Source organism: Tenacibaculum sp. Cn5-46, from assembly GCF_022347705.1.
In the GTDB taxonomy this organism is placed as follows: domain Bacteria; phylum Bacteroidota; class Bacteroidia; order Flavobacteriales; family Flavobacteriaceae; genus Polaribacter; species Polaribacter aiptasiae.
Genome location: NZ_JAKRGD010000001.1, coordinates 372466 through 392804 on the forward strand (window position 1 = coordinate 372466; position 20339 = coordinate 392804).

12 protein-coding genes are annotated in these 20339 nt (G+C 30.6%); 7 read left to right on the top strand and 5 right to left on the bottom strand.

Translation table 11 applies throughout. From position 1 onward, the window contains the following. The first annotated feature begins 371 nt into the window (after nucleotides 1-371). Genes MHN29_RS01685 through MHN29_RS01700 form a run of 4 tightly spaced genes read left to right on the top strand, consistent with a single transcriptional unit; the run spans nucleotide 372 to nucleotide 11739 of the window. The gene (locus MHN29_RS01685; protein ID WP_235273331.1) at nucleotides 372-1421 is read left to right on the top strand and encodes a hypothetical protein; all 1050 of its coding nucleotides are present in this window, start codon (nucleotides 372-374) and stop codon (nucleotides 1419-1421) included. Nucleotides 1422-1428: 7 nt separating this feature from the next. Beyond that, on the top strand, nucleotides 1429-2418 hold the full coding sequence (locus tag MHN29_RS01690; protein WP_235273330.1) for a hypothetical protein: 990 nt from the start codon (nucleotides 1429-1431) through the stop codon (nucleotides 2416-2418). Between the two features lie 5 nt (nucleotides 2419-2423). Further along, complete coding sequence (locus MHN29_RS01695; protein ID WP_235273329.1) at nucleotides 2424-2972, top strand: hypothetical protein; 549 nt, start codon at nucleotides 2424-2426, stop codon at nucleotides 2970-2972. Nucleotides 2973-2982: 10 nt separating this feature from the next. Continuing rightward, entirely contained in the window at nucleotides 2983-11739 is an 8757-nt protein-coding gene (locus tag MHN29_RS01700) for a LamG-like jellyroll fold domain-containing protein (protein WP_235273328.1), read from the top strand. A 254-nt stretch (nucleotides 11740-11993) separates the two neighbouring features. On the opposite strand, the gene MHN29_RS01705 is transcribed toward MHN29_RS01700, so the two are convergent. From MHN29_RS01705 to MHN29_RS01715, 3 genes are all read right to left on the bottom strand, one after another. Continuing rightward, nucleotides 11994-12236: a DUF1456 family protein gene (locus MHN29_RS01705; protein WP_150900515.1), complete on the bottom strand. Its 243-nt coding sequence runs from the start codon at nucleotides 12234-12236 to the stop codon at nucleotides 11994-11996. Between the two features lie 18 nt (nucleotides 12237-12254). After that, nucleotides 12255-12878 (bottom strand): YqaA family protein, encoded by a 624-nt coding sequence (locus MHN29_RS01710; RefSeq protein WP_150900514.1) that lies wholly within the window; start codon nucleotides 12876-12878, stop codon nucleotides 12255-12257. Nucleotides 12879-12961: 83 nt separating this feature from the next. Next, nucleotides 12962-14518 (bottom strand): NAD(P)/FAD-dependent oxidoreductase, encoded by a 1557-nt coding sequence (locus tag MHN29_RS01715; RefSeq protein WP_235273327.1) that lies wholly within the window; start codon nucleotides 14516-14518, stop codon nucleotides 12962-12964. Between the two features lie 157 nt (nucleotides 14519-14675). On the opposite strand from MHN29_RS01715, the gene MHN29_RS01720 reads away from it, so the two are divergent. Together MHN29_RS01720 and aat are read left to right on the top strand one after the other, a co-directional pair. Next, a complete protein-coding gene (locus tag MHN29_RS01720; RefSeq protein WP_235273326.1) occupies nucleotides 14676-16055 on the top strand; it encodes a short-chain fatty acid transporter in 1380 nt (459 codons plus the stop codon). A 1-nt stretch (nucleotide 16056) separates the two neighbouring features. Further along, nucleotides 16057-16683: a leucyl/phenylalanyl-tRNA--protein transferase gene (gene aat / locus MHN29_RS01725; protein ID WP_235273325.1), complete on the top strand. Its 627-nt coding sequence runs from the start codon at nucleotides 16057-16059 to the stop codon at nucleotides 16681-16683. A 13-nt stretch (nucleotides 16684-16696) separates the two neighbouring features. Here aat and MHN29_RS01730 read toward each other — a convergent pair whose 3' ends face one another. Further along, complete coding sequence (locus MHN29_RS01730) at nucleotides 16697-17551, bottom strand: DUF3667 domain-containing protein (protein WP_235273324.1); 855 nt, start codon at nucleotides 17549-17551, stop codon at nucleotides 16697-16699. A 2-nt stretch (nucleotides 17552-17553) separates the two neighbouring features. After that, nucleotides 17554-19482: a CocE/NonD family hydrolase gene (locus MHN29_RS01735; RefSeq protein WP_235273323.1), complete on the bottom strand. Its 1929-nt coding sequence runs from the start codon at nucleotides 19480-19482 to the stop codon at nucleotides 17554-17556. A gap of 89 nt (nucleotides 19483-19571) precedes the next feature. Here MHN29_RS01735 and MHN29_RS01740 point away from each other — a divergent pair, with 89 nt between their 5' ends. After that, nucleotides 19572-20312, top strand: a complete 741-nt coding sequence (locus tag MHN29_RS01740; protein WP_150900508.1) for a DJ-1/PfpI family protein — start codon at nucleotides 19572-19574, stop codon at nucleotides 20310-20312. Nucleotides 20313-20339 lie beyond the last annotated feature (27 nt).

A 20339-nucleotide genomic window follows, 5' to 3' on the forward strand; every position in this document is an offset into this window, starting at 1 on the left:
GAATAGAAAGGGCTTAGCAATAGTTTGCTTGTTTTATTTTGAAAAAAAGAAAGTAATTTTTTATTCATAAGTATTAATTTTTAGGGGATTAATATTCTAATAAAGACGAATTTAGTGTAAAATGTTAAATAAATGTTAATTTTATATTAAAAAAATACTACCTGAATTGTTTAAGCTAGAATTTGGTAACTCTTTTAGTTGAAATTACTAGTGAATATCTTATAGACAGATGCTTCATGTGATGTAAATCAATTTTTGATACAAGTCAAATCGTGACTTCTGTTAAATCAAATGGTTTTTGTTATCTCAATTTTGTGGACTTGAAATTAACTAAGTGTTAGTTAAAATTAATAACCATAAAATAAAGATTAATGAAAAAAACAATTTTTTTGCTAGGTGCATTATTACTAGCTAGCTTCAATATGAAAGCACAAGGAAGTACACACATTATTTACTTCGATACAGATGGAAGTCATCAAGGATCCGAAGGATTATTTATTAACGGAGGAGTAGGAGGTGGAACAATAACCACCTTTAGGTCGTTTACAACAGGTAACATTTCAGAGGTAAACTTTAAAGCAAATAGAGAGTTAAGAGCCAAAGGACGTTTTTATGCAGATGGCGATGCTTTTTTTGCAAGAGCAGCAAACTTTAATAGTGGTTTAAGTGCTTCAGGAAATAGTACGTTTTCAAGAATAGGTATTGGTGTTACTCCACAACAAGCAATACATGTCAAAAATCAAAACGTTAGAGTTGATAATGGTGAGTATCAGAGTTGGGGAGCGTTAATATTTCATCCAGATGTAGATAATACAGGAGATGATATTATTTCTTTTAGAAATAGTGCCAACGGTGAGATGGCTAAGATTCATGATGGCGTCTTAACAACTAATAGAGGAGTTTTTAATAATAGTATTTCTGCTACAGAAGGTAATTTAGGTAGTGTCTCTTATACACAAAGTACAGGTAGACTTAGTTTAGGGCATGGTACTAATGGAAAAATAACATTCCTAAATGGAAGTAATAACGAAATGGCATTTCTACAAAATGGAGTTTTAACTTTAGATAGAGTTGTGTTAAATGTAGGTTCGTTTCCAGATTATGTTTTTTCAAAAGACTATGAGTTAATGCCTTTAAAGAAAGTTGCTGCTTATATTAAAGAAAACAAACATTTACCTAATATGCCATCAGAAGCTGAAGTAATAGCTAAAGGAATGGATATAAAACAAATCAATACAGTTTTAGTAGAAAAAGTAGAAGAGCTTACGTTGCATACAATTTCACAAGAAGAAAAAATAGATACACTTTTAAATGAATTGAAAGTAGTTGAAAAGAAATCAAAAGAGACTGAAAAAAAGATGCAAGCTCTTTTAGAAAGATTATCAAAAATTGAGCAACAATATAACTCAACCAAAAATTAGTTTCAGAATGATTAAAAAAATTACGCTAACAGGTTTGTTATTGTTTGGAATTAGTGTTGCACAAGCTCAGCATGTAATTGGAACTGTTCGTGGAATAGATATAAAAGCTGATACTGACGCAGATCCTACATATTATGAAGGAATACGATTTTATGCAGCAAACAAAAAGATGGCTGCATTCTACCCAGGATATAATAGGTTTTATGTGCCTACTCATTTTTCTGATAGAGTAAACTTTAATGAGTCAGCAGTTTTTTACAAAAAGACAAATGTTTATTCTGATTTTGAGGTGTCTGGCACTGGTAAATTTTCAAAAATAGGTATAGGTATAACTCCAACAGAAGGAATTCACATAAAAAATAAAAATGTGAGAGTAGATGGTGGAGAATATCAAAGCTGGGGACCAATAATACTACATCCAGATGTAGATAATAATGGAGATGATATTATTTCTTTTAGAAACAGTGCTAATAGTGAAATGGCAAAGATTCACGATGGTGTTTTAACAATTAATACAGGAGTGTTTAATCAAAGAATTACATCTGATAATGTCCAGTTTCAACAAGGTACATTAGGAAGTGTTTCTTATAACCAAACTACAGGTCGACTTAATTTAGGGCATGGTACCAATGAAAAGATAAGTTTTATTAATGGTAGTAATAATGAAATGGCATCTTTAGAAAATGGAGTTTTAACTTTAGATAGAGTGGTATTAAATGTAGGATCGTTTCCAGATTATGTTTTTTCTAAAGATTATAAGTTAATGCCTTTGAAAGAAGTTGCTACTTATATAAAAGAAAATAAGCACTTACCAAATATGCCATCTGAAGCTGAAGTACTTGCCAATGGAATGGATATAAAACAAGTAAACACAGTTTTAGTAGAAAAAGTGGAAGAACTTACATTACACACAATAGCTCAAGAAGAAAAAATAGAGAAGTTGTTAAAAGAATTGACAGCTATAAAAGAAGCTATAAAATCAATAAAAAATAAATAAAGAAAATGAGAAACAAATTTATTTTGTTTTTGTGCCTATTCTTCATAGGTGCAGGGATAACTATTGCTCAAGATATAGAGTTATATAGGTTTACCAATACCAAATTGGTAGATGGAAATGAGATGGTTTTGTTCCATAATATTTCAAACAATTCTATAAGTTTAATTAAGAAATCAAGCTCTGACTTCAATAAAAAGGATGGTTATTTACAATCTTTTATTTTGAAAAGGTTAGAAAAAGGAAAGGTTTTAATTGCTTCAGCAAAGCAGAAAAAATACTTTTTAAAATTTAATAATACTTCGAATGAAATAGTTTTTTCAACTATTGAAAATCCAGAACAACTAAATGATTATACATGGCAAATTCAATTTGCTGGAACAGGTAAGGTTTTAATTTCTCCTTTAAATAATCCTACCAAAGGACTAGTACAGATGGATAACAATACCATTGGAGTAAATGTATTTAAAGATTCTGAAAATCAGTTGTTAGTTGGGAATAAAAAAGTAGGTGATCAATACCGATTTACCATAGAAAAATTAGCAAACGTACTTTAAAATAATAACGATGAAAAAAAATAAAATTTTAGGCTATTTAATCATAGCATTATTGCATTCTTTTTCTTTTGTACACGCTCAACAATCGTATGATTTGGCAGTACTACAATTACAAAGTAAGGGAAAGTATAGCAGGGTATTTAATCCGGAAACAAGCTTAAAAAGTTTGTTAGATAAAGGAATAAATAAAAAAGCAACCATTGAGTTTTGGGGAATGCATAATACAGCAAGTTCAGGGAATACTGAAGCTGTAAATTGGCAATTTTCAAATTTAGAAACAGGTACTAAAGAGTTTACTTTAAGTGTTGAAGAAGATAAAGTTACTTTAAAAGTAGGCGATAATGAACAGGTAGGAAACTTATTACTTAGTGATAAATTATTTAAAAATACATGGCATCATTATGCTATTACTTTAGATAAAGAATTCAATGAATTAAGAGTATATATAGATGGTGATGAATACTTTTTTAATAACCAACTTACTTTTGATGTACACGAATTATATTTTTCAAGTGATAAGAAAACCGATTTGTTTTTAGCAGAATATAGAGGTTGGTCGAATGTAAAGAGTAAAAATCAAATAAAAGATGAACAGTATCGAACTTTTTATAAAGAAACTCAAAACTCATTATCAGAATTAAAAAATAATGGTTTAGAAATAGTTTATACCAATACTAACTATAAAAATGAAGATTATTTTGGAGGAAATGTTTTAACTTCTGTCTCATGGGAAAATTTATTATATGAATATTTTCCAGATGATAATTTAGTAAAAGAGGCAGAATTTTCATCAAATTTAAAAACAAATGCAATAGGAAGAATAGGATCAGATATAGCACATCCTATATTAAACTTGAATAAAATTATTGTTAGAGCAAGTGATGGAAATGGTATAGACAATCCATTGTTATCAGGTACAAACGGTATTTTAATAGAGTGGCAACATGTAAGAAATGTTGAGGCTTATGATGTAAAAAGAAGAAACTTAAGAGCTGGAACTACGAGTACAGTAGTACATTCATTAAAAGATACAGAAACAAGAAGTCCCTCAGAGTCTTTGTTTTTCGTTGATAGAGGAATTTTACCAAACGAAATATACGAATACACAGTTGAAGCTAAAAAAAATGGAGCTACAACATTATCAGGAAAAGATGTAGGATTTGTATTGCCAAATGGAAAAGTAAGCGGAATCATTGAAACATCGTCAAATGTAGCTACGAAATATGCAAAAGTAGAAGCAATTGCAGATAGAAATATAAACCCAGGAGGAGCTTTAAAATTTGTACAAGGAAAAAAGCCGTTATTAATAAAAAATATTGATGCCTTTAGAAAAGCTAAAGGAGGCGCTACATTAGAATTTTGGTATAAAACTCCTACTGCATCGGAAGGAGAAAATAAGATTTTAAAAGTAGGGAATAGCGAGTTAGTTCTTCAGAGAAATAAAATAATAGTAAAAGTTAATGGTACTAATTACTTAGAAGGAACAAGAACATCAGATGCAAATTGGCATCATTATGCATTTGTATTTAGTGCTTCTGGTGGAACGTTATATGAAGATGGAAATCCTATTGATAATGCTAGTACAGCTACTTTACTAAACTTGAACTTAAGTAGTGTAAATGCATTTTCTTTAAATGAAACAGTGAATGTAACGTATTATTTAGATGAGGTTCGTTTATGGGATAGACCAAGAACAGCATTAGAGATAAGTAAATATTCAAATCATATAATTGGAGGAGATGTAGAAGGTTTATTTGCTTATTATCGTTTTGATTTTAACGATACACATAAAGCATTTAACTATTCACCAACAAGAAGAGGACAGTATATAGCAGAAACTGAAAGTGAGTTAGAACATTTAGCAGCAGAAGAACAGCCACAAATAACATATGCTACATATACCAATGAAACTGGAAATTATGAGTTTAATACATTAAATACCGGAATTCAAGGTGTAACAAATAACGATAATAAGTTTGAATATACAGTAACACCATCAAAACCAAGATTTGAATTTTTACCAAAAAACAGATTGGTAGGTGTGCCAAGAAGATTAAATGGTGCTGAGGTTACAGCTGTAAACTTTAACGATGTATCTAGTTTACCAGTAACTGGAGTTATTTCGTACAAAGTAGGAGAAGAATTATATCCAGTAATTAGAGGAACTTCAATTGAGGTAGATGGTTCAGTAATTCAAAGTAGTGAAGATGCTAAAGTTACTACAGATAATACGGGAACTTATGCTATTAAAACAGCTCCTGGAAAACATATTATTACACCTAGCGCTAGATTATCATTAGCAAATGAAGAGCGTTTAAATGAAGGAAGTTTAGCTTTTGATGGAAAAACAGGATATGCTAGTTCTTCTAAATCTATTACTAATGAAGGAGAAAGTTTTGTTTGGTCAGGTTTCATCAGGCCATTTTTAAGAACAAATACAGAAGAGGAAATTCCAGCAGTTCAAACAATTTTGCAGTGGGGAACTTTAAGTTTAAAGTTAGTTAATAATACAACGTTAAAAGTGTATAAAGGAACTGAAGTAAAGTTATCGGAAACATTGCCAACAAATAGTCCAGGACAATTTTCTTTCTTCAGTATAAATTTCGACAAGGCAAAAGGAACAATGTCGCTTTATGTAAATAATAAGAGGAAGAACACAGCTTTAAGTAGCTTAGCTATAGCTGGTAGTTTAGTAGTAGGAGCAGAAGAAAAAGCAGGTGAGTATGTTAACTTTTCAAAATCACATCTAGATTTATTAGAGTATAGAACTACAACACTTGAAGAAGAAGATATTGTTAAGATAAGAGAAGGTAAACATCTTACAACAGAAAAATCTCAATTAACATTATCGTATAGTTTTGATCAAAAGTATGGAACTAAAGCAATTAATTTAGTTACTAGCGATTTAGAAAATAACTATTTACAGTTTGAAGGAGGATGTAAGTTTGATAATACTACGCATAAACAATATGTTAGAGAAGTAGAGTATACATATAAGGCTACCAATGAAAGCTTAAACCCTAAAGGAAATAGTTATGAAGTAGTTTTAGAAGAGCCTTTACAAAATGTGAATTTTGAAAATACTACGCGTCGTAGTTTTATAGGAAACATAGTAGTTCCATGTAATAATAGTGTGGGAGCTTGGACAGGAAAAATAGTCCGTACAGATATTGAGTCTCCAAAGTTTGAAAAAACAATTAGTGTAGCAAACTTTAATAATAATGCAACAGTATTTACAGTAAATGATTTATTACCTGGTCAATATAGAGTAGAGATTACCAATGTTGATAGTAATAGAAAATTAGATAGCCCTATTATAGATTTACGTAGAAGTAATGTAATTTATGATTTCGAATTTAGAAACCCTATAGAAATCGAAATAGAGTTATTTAAGTTTGACATGGCAGGTGTTAGAGATGTAGGTAATATGAGAGATTATGTTGGAGAGCAAATCAATAGTACATGTGATGGAAGCTATACATTTAATTCTCATGATGGATTTAAAATGGATGTTAGTGTTTTTGAAAGGTATGGAGCAAATAAATGTGTAGTTGAAGGAGCTGAGGTAACACTTGGAGGAGATGCTATTTTATCAGATAGTAATTTATCAGGAACTACTTTAAGTAAGGGACTGTTAGAAATCATTACACAAGTATCATCGCCAAACTTTTTAGGAGATCATACAAGAAACTTTTTAATCTCAGCAAGTCATAATGGAAGAACTGCATCAGTAACTAAAAAAGCAATTATTTTAGGAGCTCGTCAAGGAAATTCAGATTTTACATTAGTAGAACCACAAGTAGGATTTGTATTACACGATCCTCCAGGAGATAACAGTTCTGCAACTTTAGCTAAAGGAGCTACCTATTCATATTCTTTTTCAGCAGAAAATGGAATTGGTTTAGAAATAGACAATTCAATTGGAGCTAAATTAAAGTTTAAAAAACAAATTTTAACAGGAGTTGTTGCAGCGCCATTAGGAGTTGGAACTGTGGCAGGTTTTGTAAATCCAGCACTTCAAACAAGTAGTGATACTAAAGGATTAATAGGAGGAAAATTCGATTATGTAAGACATAGTGGTAATTCTGAAACAGTAACCTTAGAAAAATCCATTTCAACACCTTCAGATCCAACTTATGTAGGTGAAGATGCCGATGTATTTATAGGTACTTCTAAGGTAATTACGTTTGGAACAGGGCAAGTATTAAAGTTAAACGGATGTTCGCCAGTAGTAGAAAGCTCAAGTAAGGTAGCAAAACCATCTACAATTACACCATTTGCTTATACAAAACAAAGTTTAAATGACATCGTAATACCTAATTTATATCAATTAGCAATAGCTAAATATGATAAAAATAATAACATAGTAAGTCCACCTAAAGACAGAGATTATCTAGATTTAAAAGGGACTTTAGAAAAGTTATTAGCAAGTACTCCAAAAGATAGAGAAGATAAGGATATAGTTAATTATTTACATCAAATTTCTAGATGGAATGCTATTATTAAAAAGAATCATGATAAGCGAACGAAAGCATATTTTGATAGTGCACCAAACTTTAGTTCAACAACTAAAAAGCTTACTAACGATAATGATGTAGAACAAAGTGGAGCAGGATTAAATGCATCTGCATTAGATCAACGTATTACTTTTGATGCATTAACAGAAATTAGTTATACATTATCTAGAGGGAAAACAAAAAGTACAGGAAATTCGTTTAGTGGAGGACCATACGTAGGAGTTAGTTTTTCAACAGATTTTACAGTTTTTGGAGTAGGACTTACGTTAGAAAACCAGACAAAAGTTCATAACTTTAATAGTAGAACAGATACTGATGAAAACGGAAACAATAGAGTAGATAGTTTTACTTTAAATGATGATGATGCAGGAGATCATTTTGATGTATTAATAAGAAGAGACCCTGAATATGATACTCCAATGTTTTTGACAAATGGAGGAAGAAGTTCTTGTCCATTTGAATCAGGAACAGTACCTAGAGAAGGAGTAGAATTAATTGTAGATAAAGTAGTAGGTTATGGAACTGGTGATGAGTCAGTTTTATTTAACTTAACATTACGAAATACGCAAATTGCAAAAGATGCTACCAGAAAAACTTATATAGTAGGTATGGCTGGAGCTTCAAATCCATTAGGAGCTGTGGTGAATTTAAATGAGTCGCCTATTTTTGAACCAACAACATCTTCAAAATTTGTATTCGATTTAGATCCGAGTTCACCAACAGGAGTTAAGAATGAAATTAAAGCACAGTTAAGAATCTCAAGAGGAACTGATGCTCCTTCTGAAATATCATATGAGAATATCAAAATACAAATGTATTCAGAATGTGAGCAAACAGGAGATAGATATCGTTCATATGGAGTTGATGAATATAATGAAGTAGGTGTTAAACCTTATGCAGAAATCTTAGTAACAGCTCACTTTACTGGGGCTTGTGTAGAGGAAATTACAGCAGATGCTCCACAGGACGATTGGATTGTAAATGGTTCTGATAAAAAGAAATTAGATTTTACATTTAGAATTCCAGAGTTAAAAGGAATGCCAGATGATAAAGATTTCTCAGTAGATTTAGAGTATACTATTAAAGGAAATAACACACCTAAAATTTTAAAGAAATTAAATCTACAGACTTTAAAAGCGCACTTGAATTCTAAAACAGATCAAGTAGAGTATAGTGCGGATGTATCTGCATTAACAAATGGAGAATACAACTTTAGAATTGTACCAGTGTGTGGCGATGGAGGATCAGATAATCCTAATAATAGAAAGAATCCTACACCATTTGTAAAAGGAAAGATTGCCAGAGATGCACCTCAGTTAGTATTAACAACACCAGATGATGGTGGAATTTTTACAACAGGAACTATTTCAGCAAAATTCTCAGCACCTATAAACCCAGCTACTGTAAACTTAAATTCATTAGCAATGAGAGGGATTTTAGGAGGTGTACCAAAACCATTAACTTCTGTTAAACTAGATAATGTTGCCGATTTAATAACAATTCCTCATAATGATAAATTTAACTTAGAGGATAAGTTAACAGTTGAGATGTGGGTAAATCCATCTAAGTATCCTTCAGGAACTAACATTCCAATTATTCAAAAAGGAGAAAACTATCATGTTTCATTAATGCCAGATGGTAAAATAATAACAAATGATGGTGTAAAATCTACTAGAGGAATTCAACCATTTGCATGGACACATGTTGCTGTAGTATATGATAAAACTAATGGAAATGCTGTTATTTATTTCAATGGTGGAGAAGTTGGTTCAGGAAATATTTCAACTATAGGAAATGAAACCAATACAGAGAATTTAGTAATTTCTCCTATGGTGTTATCAGATTCTTTTGTGGGATCTTTAGATGAAATGAGACTGTGGCAATCGGCTAGAACACCATTAGAAATAGCTAGTAATTTTAAAAATCAATTATTAGGTAATGAAGATACCTTGGAAGCATATTTTGTATTTAATAATAATACATTGGCAAAACAAGGAGTAGATGGAGAACCAGATGAAGCAATTCAAGATTTTACAGGAACGGCTAAAGGAACAACAGCTGTAGGAATTGATTTTGTTACTAATGAAGAGGCTGCACCATTAGATAAAACAAAAATGGTTGATGATATTCAGTTTACAACAACAATGTCTGAAAATAATACGATTATTAATTTTAATATGAAGATTTCAGATTTAGAGTTTGTAGAAGGAGCGAGATTAACGGTCTTTGTAAAAGATAAAAAATTAGAAGATCCATTAGGAAATAAAATAGATAAAACATCTTGGAGCTTTATTGTAAATAGAAGTAAGTTAAAATGGAGTCATAATAATATTTCAATAAGTCAAAATCAAGGAGAAGCAACAACAATTGATTATGTAGATTTAATAAATGAAGAAGGAGGAGTAGATGTAGCTTATACTTTTGAAAATTTACCAGTTTGGTTTAGTGTAAACAAAGGAGCAAACCCAGATAAAGATGCTTTAAATATAATTAGAGCTACAGAAACAAATAGAGACTTGGAGTTTGAGGTTAAGAATTATCTAAATCCAGGAGTTCATACAGCAACAATCTATATTAAAACTAGTAATAGAAATACAGGTGTAAAATTAGGAGTTGAAAGCTTTAGGGTTGAGGTTACGGTTAAATGTCCAGAACCAACAGTTGAGGCTGGTTTTGAAAACAATTATCCATTCTCAATGAATATGAAAGGTAATTTAGTTATTAACTCAGAAAACTCTGTAGATATAAACGATGTTGTAAAAGCTTATGTAGGAAATCAAATAAGAGGATATGCAAAAGTAGGAGCAAATGGTTTGGTAGACTTAACAGTATTTGGAAATATTGGAGAAACAGCTGCTTTAAACTTTAAAGTATGGGATGCTTCAGAATGTACCGAGTATGAAGGTATTGTTGAGAACTATAGCTTTAATTCAAATGCTACAATAGGGTCAAATTCAGCTCCTGTAAAGTTTACAGTAGGAAATAAAGTTACTCGTAGAATACCAGTAGTATCAGGATATCAAGAGTTAAGTTTTAATTTAAAAGATAACCAAGCATCAAATAAATTATCATTAACATCGATTAAAGGACTACCAGTTAATTCTCAAATTCTTGATTTATTAGAGAATAAAGTAGCGGTATTAGGAAGTAACAATATTTTTACTGGAGGATTAACAGAAATTGATGTAACAAAAGCTTATTTAGTAAATGTAGCACCTACACACGAAGATGTTAAATATATTGAAATAAGTGGTGTTCCAGTTAACTTAGATACTAACTTAACTATAAACGGTGGAAGCACAAGAAATGCGATTCCATTTTATCCTAATGATTTACAGCGTACAGGATATGCATTACGATCATTTACATCAACAAACGTTAGTGAAGGAGATAGAATTGAAAGAAGAGGATTGTTTGCAGAGTATTCAACTTCTGAAGGATGGAGAGGTAGTTTAACACACTTAACTCCTGGATTAGGTTATATCTTTAAATCGCAAAATGCTGGAGCAATTAATTACTCAGGTATTGTTAAAAGTGGAGAGGCAAGATTAATGGCTAGAAATGCTGAATCTAAAGTAGAAACTGTTGAAGAATTATCAAGTAAGTTAGAAGAAACACCGTCATATAAAGACTTAGATCTTAAAATAGATATTAATAAGTATGCTAACTTTATGTATTTGAATGGTGTAATAGCTGATGAAAATTTAGACTCATCAAAAGCACAAACTATTTTAGCATTTGTTAATGGTGAATTAAGAGGAGTTTCTAAATCGGAGTTTATTAATAACGAATATCATTATTATATTGGAGTTGGAAGTAATAACCAAGAGGAAGTTAGTTTCAAACTATATGATGGAGTTAATTTATTTGATTTAGATAATATAGAAGAGTTTATTGTAGATAAAACGTTAGGAAATATGAATGTTCCTTATGAATTTACATTAAAATCTAGAGAAGATGTATCGAGTAATAATTATGAGTTATCATTATCTCAAAATGTACCAAATCCAATCGATTCATATACTCAAATTAGTTTTAGTATTTCTAAAGATGGATATGTAGATCTTAGTTTATATAATTTATTAGGCCAAAAGTTACATACTTTTATAGCTGGAAAAGTAAAAGGTAATGTTAAACACCAAGTAAATTGGGATGGTCAAGTAAGAGGAAGTAAACTTCAAACAGGTGTTTATGTTTATGAGTTAAGAGTAAATGGAAAAAGAGAGAAACGTAAATTAATTGTTAAATAAATATTCCAAATTTTAATAAAAAGTAAAGGGGCTGTTAAGACAGCCCCTTTTTAATGCTTTTAAATGGAATTATCAATAGCTTATGTAAATAATTTTGCATTTTGCGGAAATCTGCATTTTTTATTGCGGAAATCCCGTTTTTTTATCTAAGTCATCAATATATATTTGTACCATCTTCGTCCAGTTTTTAACTGGAAGGGGAATTTAAGGGGAAAAATAAAACCTTCTGATTATCAGAAGGTTTTTTATTGTTTTTATTTTTTCTTTTCAGGCATTGGACCTCTTAAATGAATGATTAAACCATTTAAAAAATTTCTCAAAATTTGATCTCCACATTCCATGTATTTTGGATGATCTTCACTTCTAAAAAAAGCTCCTAATTCACTTTTAGAAACTTTAAAGTCAACTAAAGCACAAATTTCAATAATATCAGTATCTCGTAGTTTATGAGCTACTCTCAATTTTTTAAAAACATCATTGTTAGATAATCCACCCATAATAGTAATATATATTAATTAGTTAACCATTTTAAAAATTGCCCATGCGTAAATGGCAAAACGCAAGAAACGGAATAAACCAAATAGTACTACGTTTCTAAAAGGATATTTAATCATACCAGCTGTTAAACAACTAATAGCAAAAGGTAAAGGCAATAATGCTCCTACAAGAATTAAAAATCCTCCCCATTTACTAGTATTTTTAAGGTTTTTAGCCATTTTAACTTCTAAATAAGTTCTAATAGACTCAATTTTTAAAGAAGCTCTACCAATAAAATAAGCTGTAAGACCTCCAAAATATGATAAAGTTGCTAAAATAGATAAGTTTAAAACTGGATTAGCAGTTTTCTTAGACCATGCAATAAAAATTTCTGGCGGAATTAATCCTAAGATTGTTTCAGATATAAAGAAGGTAACTAAAACACCAAGCCTAGAAAAAGTTTCGGTCATGGCTTGTAAACCATCATTAATATTATAAACGTATTTATTAAATAAATATATACCTACAACTGCCCCCACTATTGGCCAGAAAGCCTTTTTCAAACTTTCCCATATAAACATATAAAAACCTGTACGTTGGTAGTAGGTATGTAGTCTTTTAACGTGAGGTTTATTCTTTTTTTTCTTTCTTTTTTTCTCCACTTTCTTTTACTTAATTTTCTAAAGTCTTTTGGAAGGGGCAAAAATACAAGGTAATTACAGATAAATCAAAGAAATATTGTTAATTATAAATTAGCAATTGCAGCTTCAGCACAGCGTTCTCCATCCATGGCAGCAGAAATAATACCTCCAGCATAACCTCCACCTTCTCCACAAGGGAATAAACCAGCTATTTGCGGATGTTCTAAGTTATCTTTTCTAGGAATGTTTACAGGAGATGAGGTACGAGATTCAACCCCAATAATATTCGCTTCATGTGTATAATATCCATGCATTTTTTTACCAAAGGCAGCAAAGCCTTTTCGTAATCGACTTCCAATTAATTTTGGAAGTAATGAATGCATCGGAGAAGAATTTAGTCCAGGTTGGTAGGATGTTTCATTTAAAGAGTGTGAAAATCTACCTTCAACAAAATCTGTCAAACGTTGTGCTGGTGCAACTTGAGTTCTACCACCTGCATTAAACGCTAATTTTTCTAAATCCTTTTGATATTGAAGCCCTTTAAGTACTCCAAACTTTTCATATTTAGGTAAGTCTTTATCAACGTTAATTTCAACAACAATCCCAGAATTTGCAAACTTGTTATTTCTTCGAGATGGCGACATTCCGTTTACAACAACTTCACCATTTGCAGTAGCTGCAGGAACAATAAAACCACCAGGACACATACAGAAAGAATAAACCCCTCGGTTATTTACCTGATGAACTAAACTATATGCAGCAGCTGGTAATAATTCATCTCTTTGACCGGTACAGCTATATTGAATTTGATCAATAATTTCTTGCGGATGCTCCACACGAACTCCCATTGCAAATGATTTAGCTTTTAATAAAATGTCTTTTTTATGTAATAACTCATAAATATCTCTAGCTGAATGCCCAGTAGCTAATATTACTGAGTTTACAGTCATTTCAGTACCATTTTGTAACTGAATAGCTTGTAGTTTATTGTTTTTAATAATAAAGTCGGTAACTCGAGAATCAAAGTGAACTTCACCACCGTATTTTAAAATATTCTCACGTATGTTTTTTATAATTTTAGGAAGCTTGTTAGTTCCAATATGTGGGTGAGCATCAATCAAAATTTGTTCAGTAGCTCCATGGTATACTAAATTTTCAAATATTCTTCGAACATCACCACGCTTTAAACTACGTGTATATAATTTTCCATCAGAATAAGTCCCAGCTCCACCTTCACCAAAACAATAATTTGAATCTTCATTAACATCATGGAATTGATTAATAGCACGTAAATCTCTACGACGATCTTGTACATTTTTACCACGTTCTAAAACAATAGGCTTATAACCTAATTCAATACAACGAAGAGCAGCATACATTCCTGCAGGACCAAAACCAATGATATGAATTTCTTTTGCATTAGAAACATCTTTATAATCGAAAACATAATCAGGAGTTTCTGGTAAAGGTTCGTTAATATAAACAGCTACTTTATAATTGAAAATAACATCTTTTTTACGGGCGTCAATAGATTTTCTAAGAACTTTTATTGCTGTGATGGAAGCAATATTAATTTCTAACTTTTTAGAAGCTTTCTTTTTTAAGATATCTTCCTTTCTTTCTTCTATTAAATTAACTCGTAGTTGAAGTTCTTTTACCATGCTGCAAAGCTAGGTAAATTTTGATTTACTCGCTAAAAGAGAAATAAAATACTCATAAGTGGAAATTATTATAGAACAAGAGCATCCTGAAGTCATAAAAATATGCCTTAATAAAGTTTGCTTGATTTGTTTATTTTAGCAAAACAAACTTAGTTTTATGAAGATTACTCAGGTTATCGAAAACGTATTTAAAAAATACTTACCATCTCCTTTTACCATTGCTATTCTATTAACTTTAGTCACATTAATTTTAGCCTTAATATTTACCAAACCTATTGACGTTTCTGTAGGGAATTATTCTTTAGAAGTTTTAAAGTATTGGGAAAAAGGTGTTTGGAGTAATAATCTATTGGTCTTTGCTTACCAAATGATGCTGATATTAGTACTAGGACATGTACTAGTATTAAGTAAACCTGTGAGTAATTTAATTTTAAGAGTAACGCAATATTGTACCAATACAGCAAATAGTGCGGCTATTGTTAGTTGTACGACGATGTTAGTTGCTTTTTTTAATTGGGGATTAGGTTTAATTTTTGGAGCGCTTTTAGCTCGTAAAGTAGCCGAACATGCTCAAAAGAATAATATTAAGTTAAATTATCCAATTATAGGAGCTGCTGGTTATGTAGGTTTAATGGTATGGCATGGAGGAATTTCAGGATCTGCACCTATAAAAATTAATGAAAACGGACACATTAAAGGTATCATGAGTTCGATATCATCAGAAAGTGTTTTAGCCCAAATACCTGATATTATAGATTATTCTCAAACTGTATTTAGCTGGTGGAATTTGCTTATTTTTTTAATCGTATTACTAGCGGTTTCTAGTACTTTTTATTTCTTAGGAAAAAAAGCATCACCAACTAAAATAGATTTACCAGAGTATAAAATGGATGTCGATGAAAAAGCAATAACAAAAGCAGAAAAATTAGATACATCTAAAGTATTAGCTTATGTGTTTGGAATTTTGATTTTAATAGCATTTTCATATCGATATTTTGATGAAATTAAAGAATTAAAAATAACGCCGAATCTAATTAACTTTTTTATGTTAGGGCTAGGGATTATGTTGCATGGAAGCTTAAAAAAGTTTAGCAAAGCAGTTGGAGAATCAATCAGTGATGTATCAGGGATATTAATTCAATTTCCTCTTTATTTTGGGATCATGGGAATTATGAAAAGCACAGGAATGGTAACTTTAATTTCTAGTTTTTTTGTGTCTATTTCAACAGCAACTACTTTACCTATTTTTACTTTTTTTAGTTCGGGATTGGTAAACATCTTTGTGCCTAGTGGAGGAGGACAATGGGTAGTACAAGGTCCTATAGTAGTAGAAAGTGCATTACAATTAGGTGTTCCTTTACCTAAAGCAATTATGGCCTTAGCTTATGGCGATCAAATAACAAATATGTTACAGCCATTTTGGGCACTACCATTATTAGGAATTACTAAGTTAAAAGCAAAAGAAATATTACCCTATACATTAATAGCTATGGTAGTTGGTAGTACTGTTTATTTATTAGGTTTATTATTGTTTTAGTATGATTTGGCTTTCCGATAAAATAGAATTTCCACCATATGAGTTAGCTACAGAAGACGGACTTTTAGCTATAGGTGGTGATTTGTCTTTAGAACGTTTGGTTTATGCATATCAAAACGGAATATTCCCTTGGTATAATGAAGGGGAACCTATTATTTGGTATTCACCATGGCAACGAATGGTATTATTTCCAGAAAATGTCAAAGTATCAAAATCGATGAAACAGGTTTTGAGAAAAGAAAATTATACAGTTACTGAAAATAAAGCATTTAAAGATGTAATTTTTAATTGCAGAAATATTGATAGAAAAGACCAATTTGGAACTTGGATAACTAATGAAATGGAACATGCCTATATAAACTTACATGAAAAAGGCCATGCAAAATCTATAGAAGTTTGGGTAAATGATGAGTTGGTTGCAGGCTTGTATGGAATTGATTTAAACAATGGAGTTTTTTGTGGCGAAAGTATGTTCAGTAAAGCGAGTAATATGAGTAAAGTAGCATTTATTCATTTAGCTCAAAATTGTGGATATCAATTAATAGACTGTCAAGTATATAATGAGCACCTAGCTAGTTTAGGTGCTCATGAAATAGAAAGAAAAGACTTTCTAAAATATTTAAAATAAATAAAATATATTTTTAAGAAGGAATAACTGAAGGGAAAAACTTACCAATTATAAGTCCGATTATTCCTCCAATAATCGCAAGTATAATAACTAATAAAATTAGAACAAGAATAAATCTAAGTAGTTTTAAAAATGACCTCCAAAAATTATGTTTAAATAGTTTATGAAAAACATAAAGATAATATACTATTGTTAAGAAAAAGCTAGCCGAAAAAACAACTGGGTGAATAAGCATTGCTAAAAAGAAAGTAATAATAGAAATAAACATCATTGTTCCTTGTATGTATGCGTTCATTACTATATGCTCACCATAATTATAGGGTTTAGGATAAGTAAGTTTACTCATTAATGCATAAAAAGGAAGGAATAAAAAAGTCATTATATTAAAATTATTCAAAACAAATCCAACCCAACCATTCATAAATTGAATTTGTTTTTTAGCTATCTGTTGTTGGGCTTTAATTCTCCTTAATTCTTTTTCTGATAGATTTTTAACATTTGAAAGATCTTTATTAGCAGTCTCTTTAATTTCCTTTACTTGCGATTCGTTAAGACTCCCTTGCATCCTTATATAGTCTTCAGAGAAAAAATTATAAATGATTAAAGACAAAGCAGCACCCACAGCTAAATAAGCAAAAGGATTTACATATCTACGTCTTACACCATTCATATATTCATTTAATACATCTTGAGGAGCTTGAAGTGTCTTTTTCAAAGTTTTAAAAAACAAACTATCAAAACCTAATACAGCAAATAATTCAACCATTAAAAAACGAAAAGTAATTCTCTCTTTAATTATTTTCGCCCCACAGTTATCACAAAAGTGATCATTTACCTCTAAAACTTCATTACAGTTTTTACAATTCATAGTTATTCTTTAAGAACAGTTAAACTAATAGATGAATCGGTAAATACCGTATGTGTTTGTGTTTTAAAGTCTTTCTCGTCAGCCTTGTAAATATTGTCTACATATGTTTGAGGATTTAAGTCAATTAAAGGAAACCAAGTACTTTGGATTTGAATTTGCACTTTATGCCCTTTTTTAAACGTGTGAAATACATCTTGTAATTTAATGTTTACAGAAGTCTTTTTATTAGGAATAAAAGGCTCTGGCTTTTCAAAGCTATTTCTAAAACGACCACGCATTATTTCACTACGTACCATCATATGATAGTTACTTAGTTTTAAATGTGTTTGCATTTCTTTATTGTCGTTTTTTAAATCGTGAGGATGTACATCAATAACTTTAACAATCCAATCGGCAGCAGAACCCGTAGTAGCTACTTTTAATTTAGCTAAAATATCACCGGCTAATGTAAAATCATCAGTTAATACATCAGTTTCAAAAACTAATACATCTGGTCTTCTAGCAGCAAAACGCTGGTCGTCTGTCATATATTTACGAGGTGTAAATACAGTTTTAATATCTTCTGAATAAGGAACGGGACGTTTGATATCACTAACAAAATTAATTTTTTCTATTCCGTTTTGTGTAGAAGTCAATTCTTGATTTTCTGATAAATAAAAAGTCTCTTTTTGAGTGTTTTTTGGTGGCCAAACATCGTATGATTTCCATTCTTTCTTACCTGTGTCAAAAACATAAGCTTCTGGTAAACCACTATTTTTAGAACCATCTCCCTTTAAGAAATGATTGAAAAATTTAGTTTCTACATTTTTTTGAAATTTTAAAGAAATAGAATCACCAAAATAGTAGTTTCCTACTTTATTAGCTACTTTGTTTCTAGACCATCCTCCATGATCCCAAGGACCAAATACAAGAGTATTATAATTGTTAGGTTGGTGTTTTTCTATGTTTTTATAAGTTTCTAATGGACCATATAAATCTTCAGCATCAAACCAACCACCAACAACCATTGTTGCTACTGTTGAAGGAACTTTGTTTAAGTGTTGAATAATTCCTTTACTTTTCCATATAGAATCGTAGTTTGGATGATTTACAATTTCTTTCCAAAAGAAATCATCGATATTATTTTCACTACCAGGAGACTTTGTATCTAACTTATCATATTGAAAATAACTATTTAAGTTTTTTAAAGGACCTTTGTCTAAGAAAAATTGATACTGATCTTGTGTTTTCATATCAGCAAAAGAGTACCAAGCAGAATCTGTTGGTTGATCTTTATAGGTTCCAAACAATGGAATTACTTTAAAATAGCTTAATAAGAAAGCTCCATTATGATGAAAATCATCAAAAAAGAAATCACCAATACAAGCTTGTGGAGATGCTGCTTTTAAAGCAGGGTGTGCATCAATAGTAGACACAGTAGAGTAGTGTCCAGGGTAAGAAATTCCCCAAGTACCCACTTTTCCATTATTGTGCGCTACATTTTTTACCAACCAATCTATAGTATCGTAAGTATCGGTAGTTTCATCGGCTTGTTTTTCTGATTTGTTAGGAATATAAGCACGCATATTATCATAAACACCATCACTCATCCAACGACCACGAACATCTTGATAAACAATAATATTACCTTCTTTCATTAAGTTTAAGTTAGGACCAATTTTGTTTTTAAATTGATCTTCTCCATATGGTCTACAACTGTAAGGTGTACGTTGTAATAATATTGGATATGTTTTACTAGTATCTTTAGGAGAATAGATAGTTGTATGTAACTTTATTCCATCTCGCATAGTAATACGTACTTCTTTTTTTGTGTAATTGTCTTTTACGAAAGAATCATTTTTTGAAGTTTTAGGTTTGTTAGGCGTTGTTTTTTTAGTACAACTTACTGAAGTAAGTAAAACAGCTAAAAATAGCTTTAAGTAAAGTTTCATAACGTTATTTGGTTGTTTAGGAGGTAAATATAAAAAACTGATGCGGTTTAACTATGAATATTTAATATTTTAGCTTTAAAATATATTTTATGAGAGTTTTAGTTTTAAGTATTTCTATTTTAATGTTATTAGGATGTACTAATACAGTAGCCAAAAAAACAACAAAAGAAGTAGTCACAAAAAAAGTATTTCCTGAAATAAAGCCAGATCGATATAATGTTGCTTTTTTAATTATGGATGGAACCTTTAATACAGAATTGACAGCTCCGTTTGATATTTTTCAACATACTATTTTTAGAAAAGGAATTAAACCGATGAATGTTTTCACTGTGGCTGATACAGATAAGCCTATTACAACATTTGAAGGCATGCGAATATTACCTGATTTTAATTATCTAAAAGATAGTTTGCCTAAAATAGATATTTTGGTTGTTCCTAGTGCTGAACATCATTTAGATACCGATTTAGAAAATGAAGCATTAATTAATTTTGTGAAAAAAGTTGATAAAGAAGCTCAGTTTGTTACTTCTCATTGCGATGGCGCTTTTGTATTGGCTAAAGCTGGAGTTTTAAATGGAAAAGTATCAACAACATTTCCATCTGATATTGAGAAAATGCGAGCTATGTTTCCTAATTTAGATATAATGAGTGAAGTATTATTTGTTCACGATGGAAAATATATTACTTCGGCTGGGGGTGCAAAATCTTTTGAAGCTGCTTTGTATTTATGTGAATATTTATATGGAAAAGAAATTGCGAAGTCTTTAGCTGGAGGGTTGGTTATTGATTGGGATGTTGATAAAGTTCCACATATAATATTGAATGATTAAATAAAAAAGGAGAGCTAATAGCTCTCC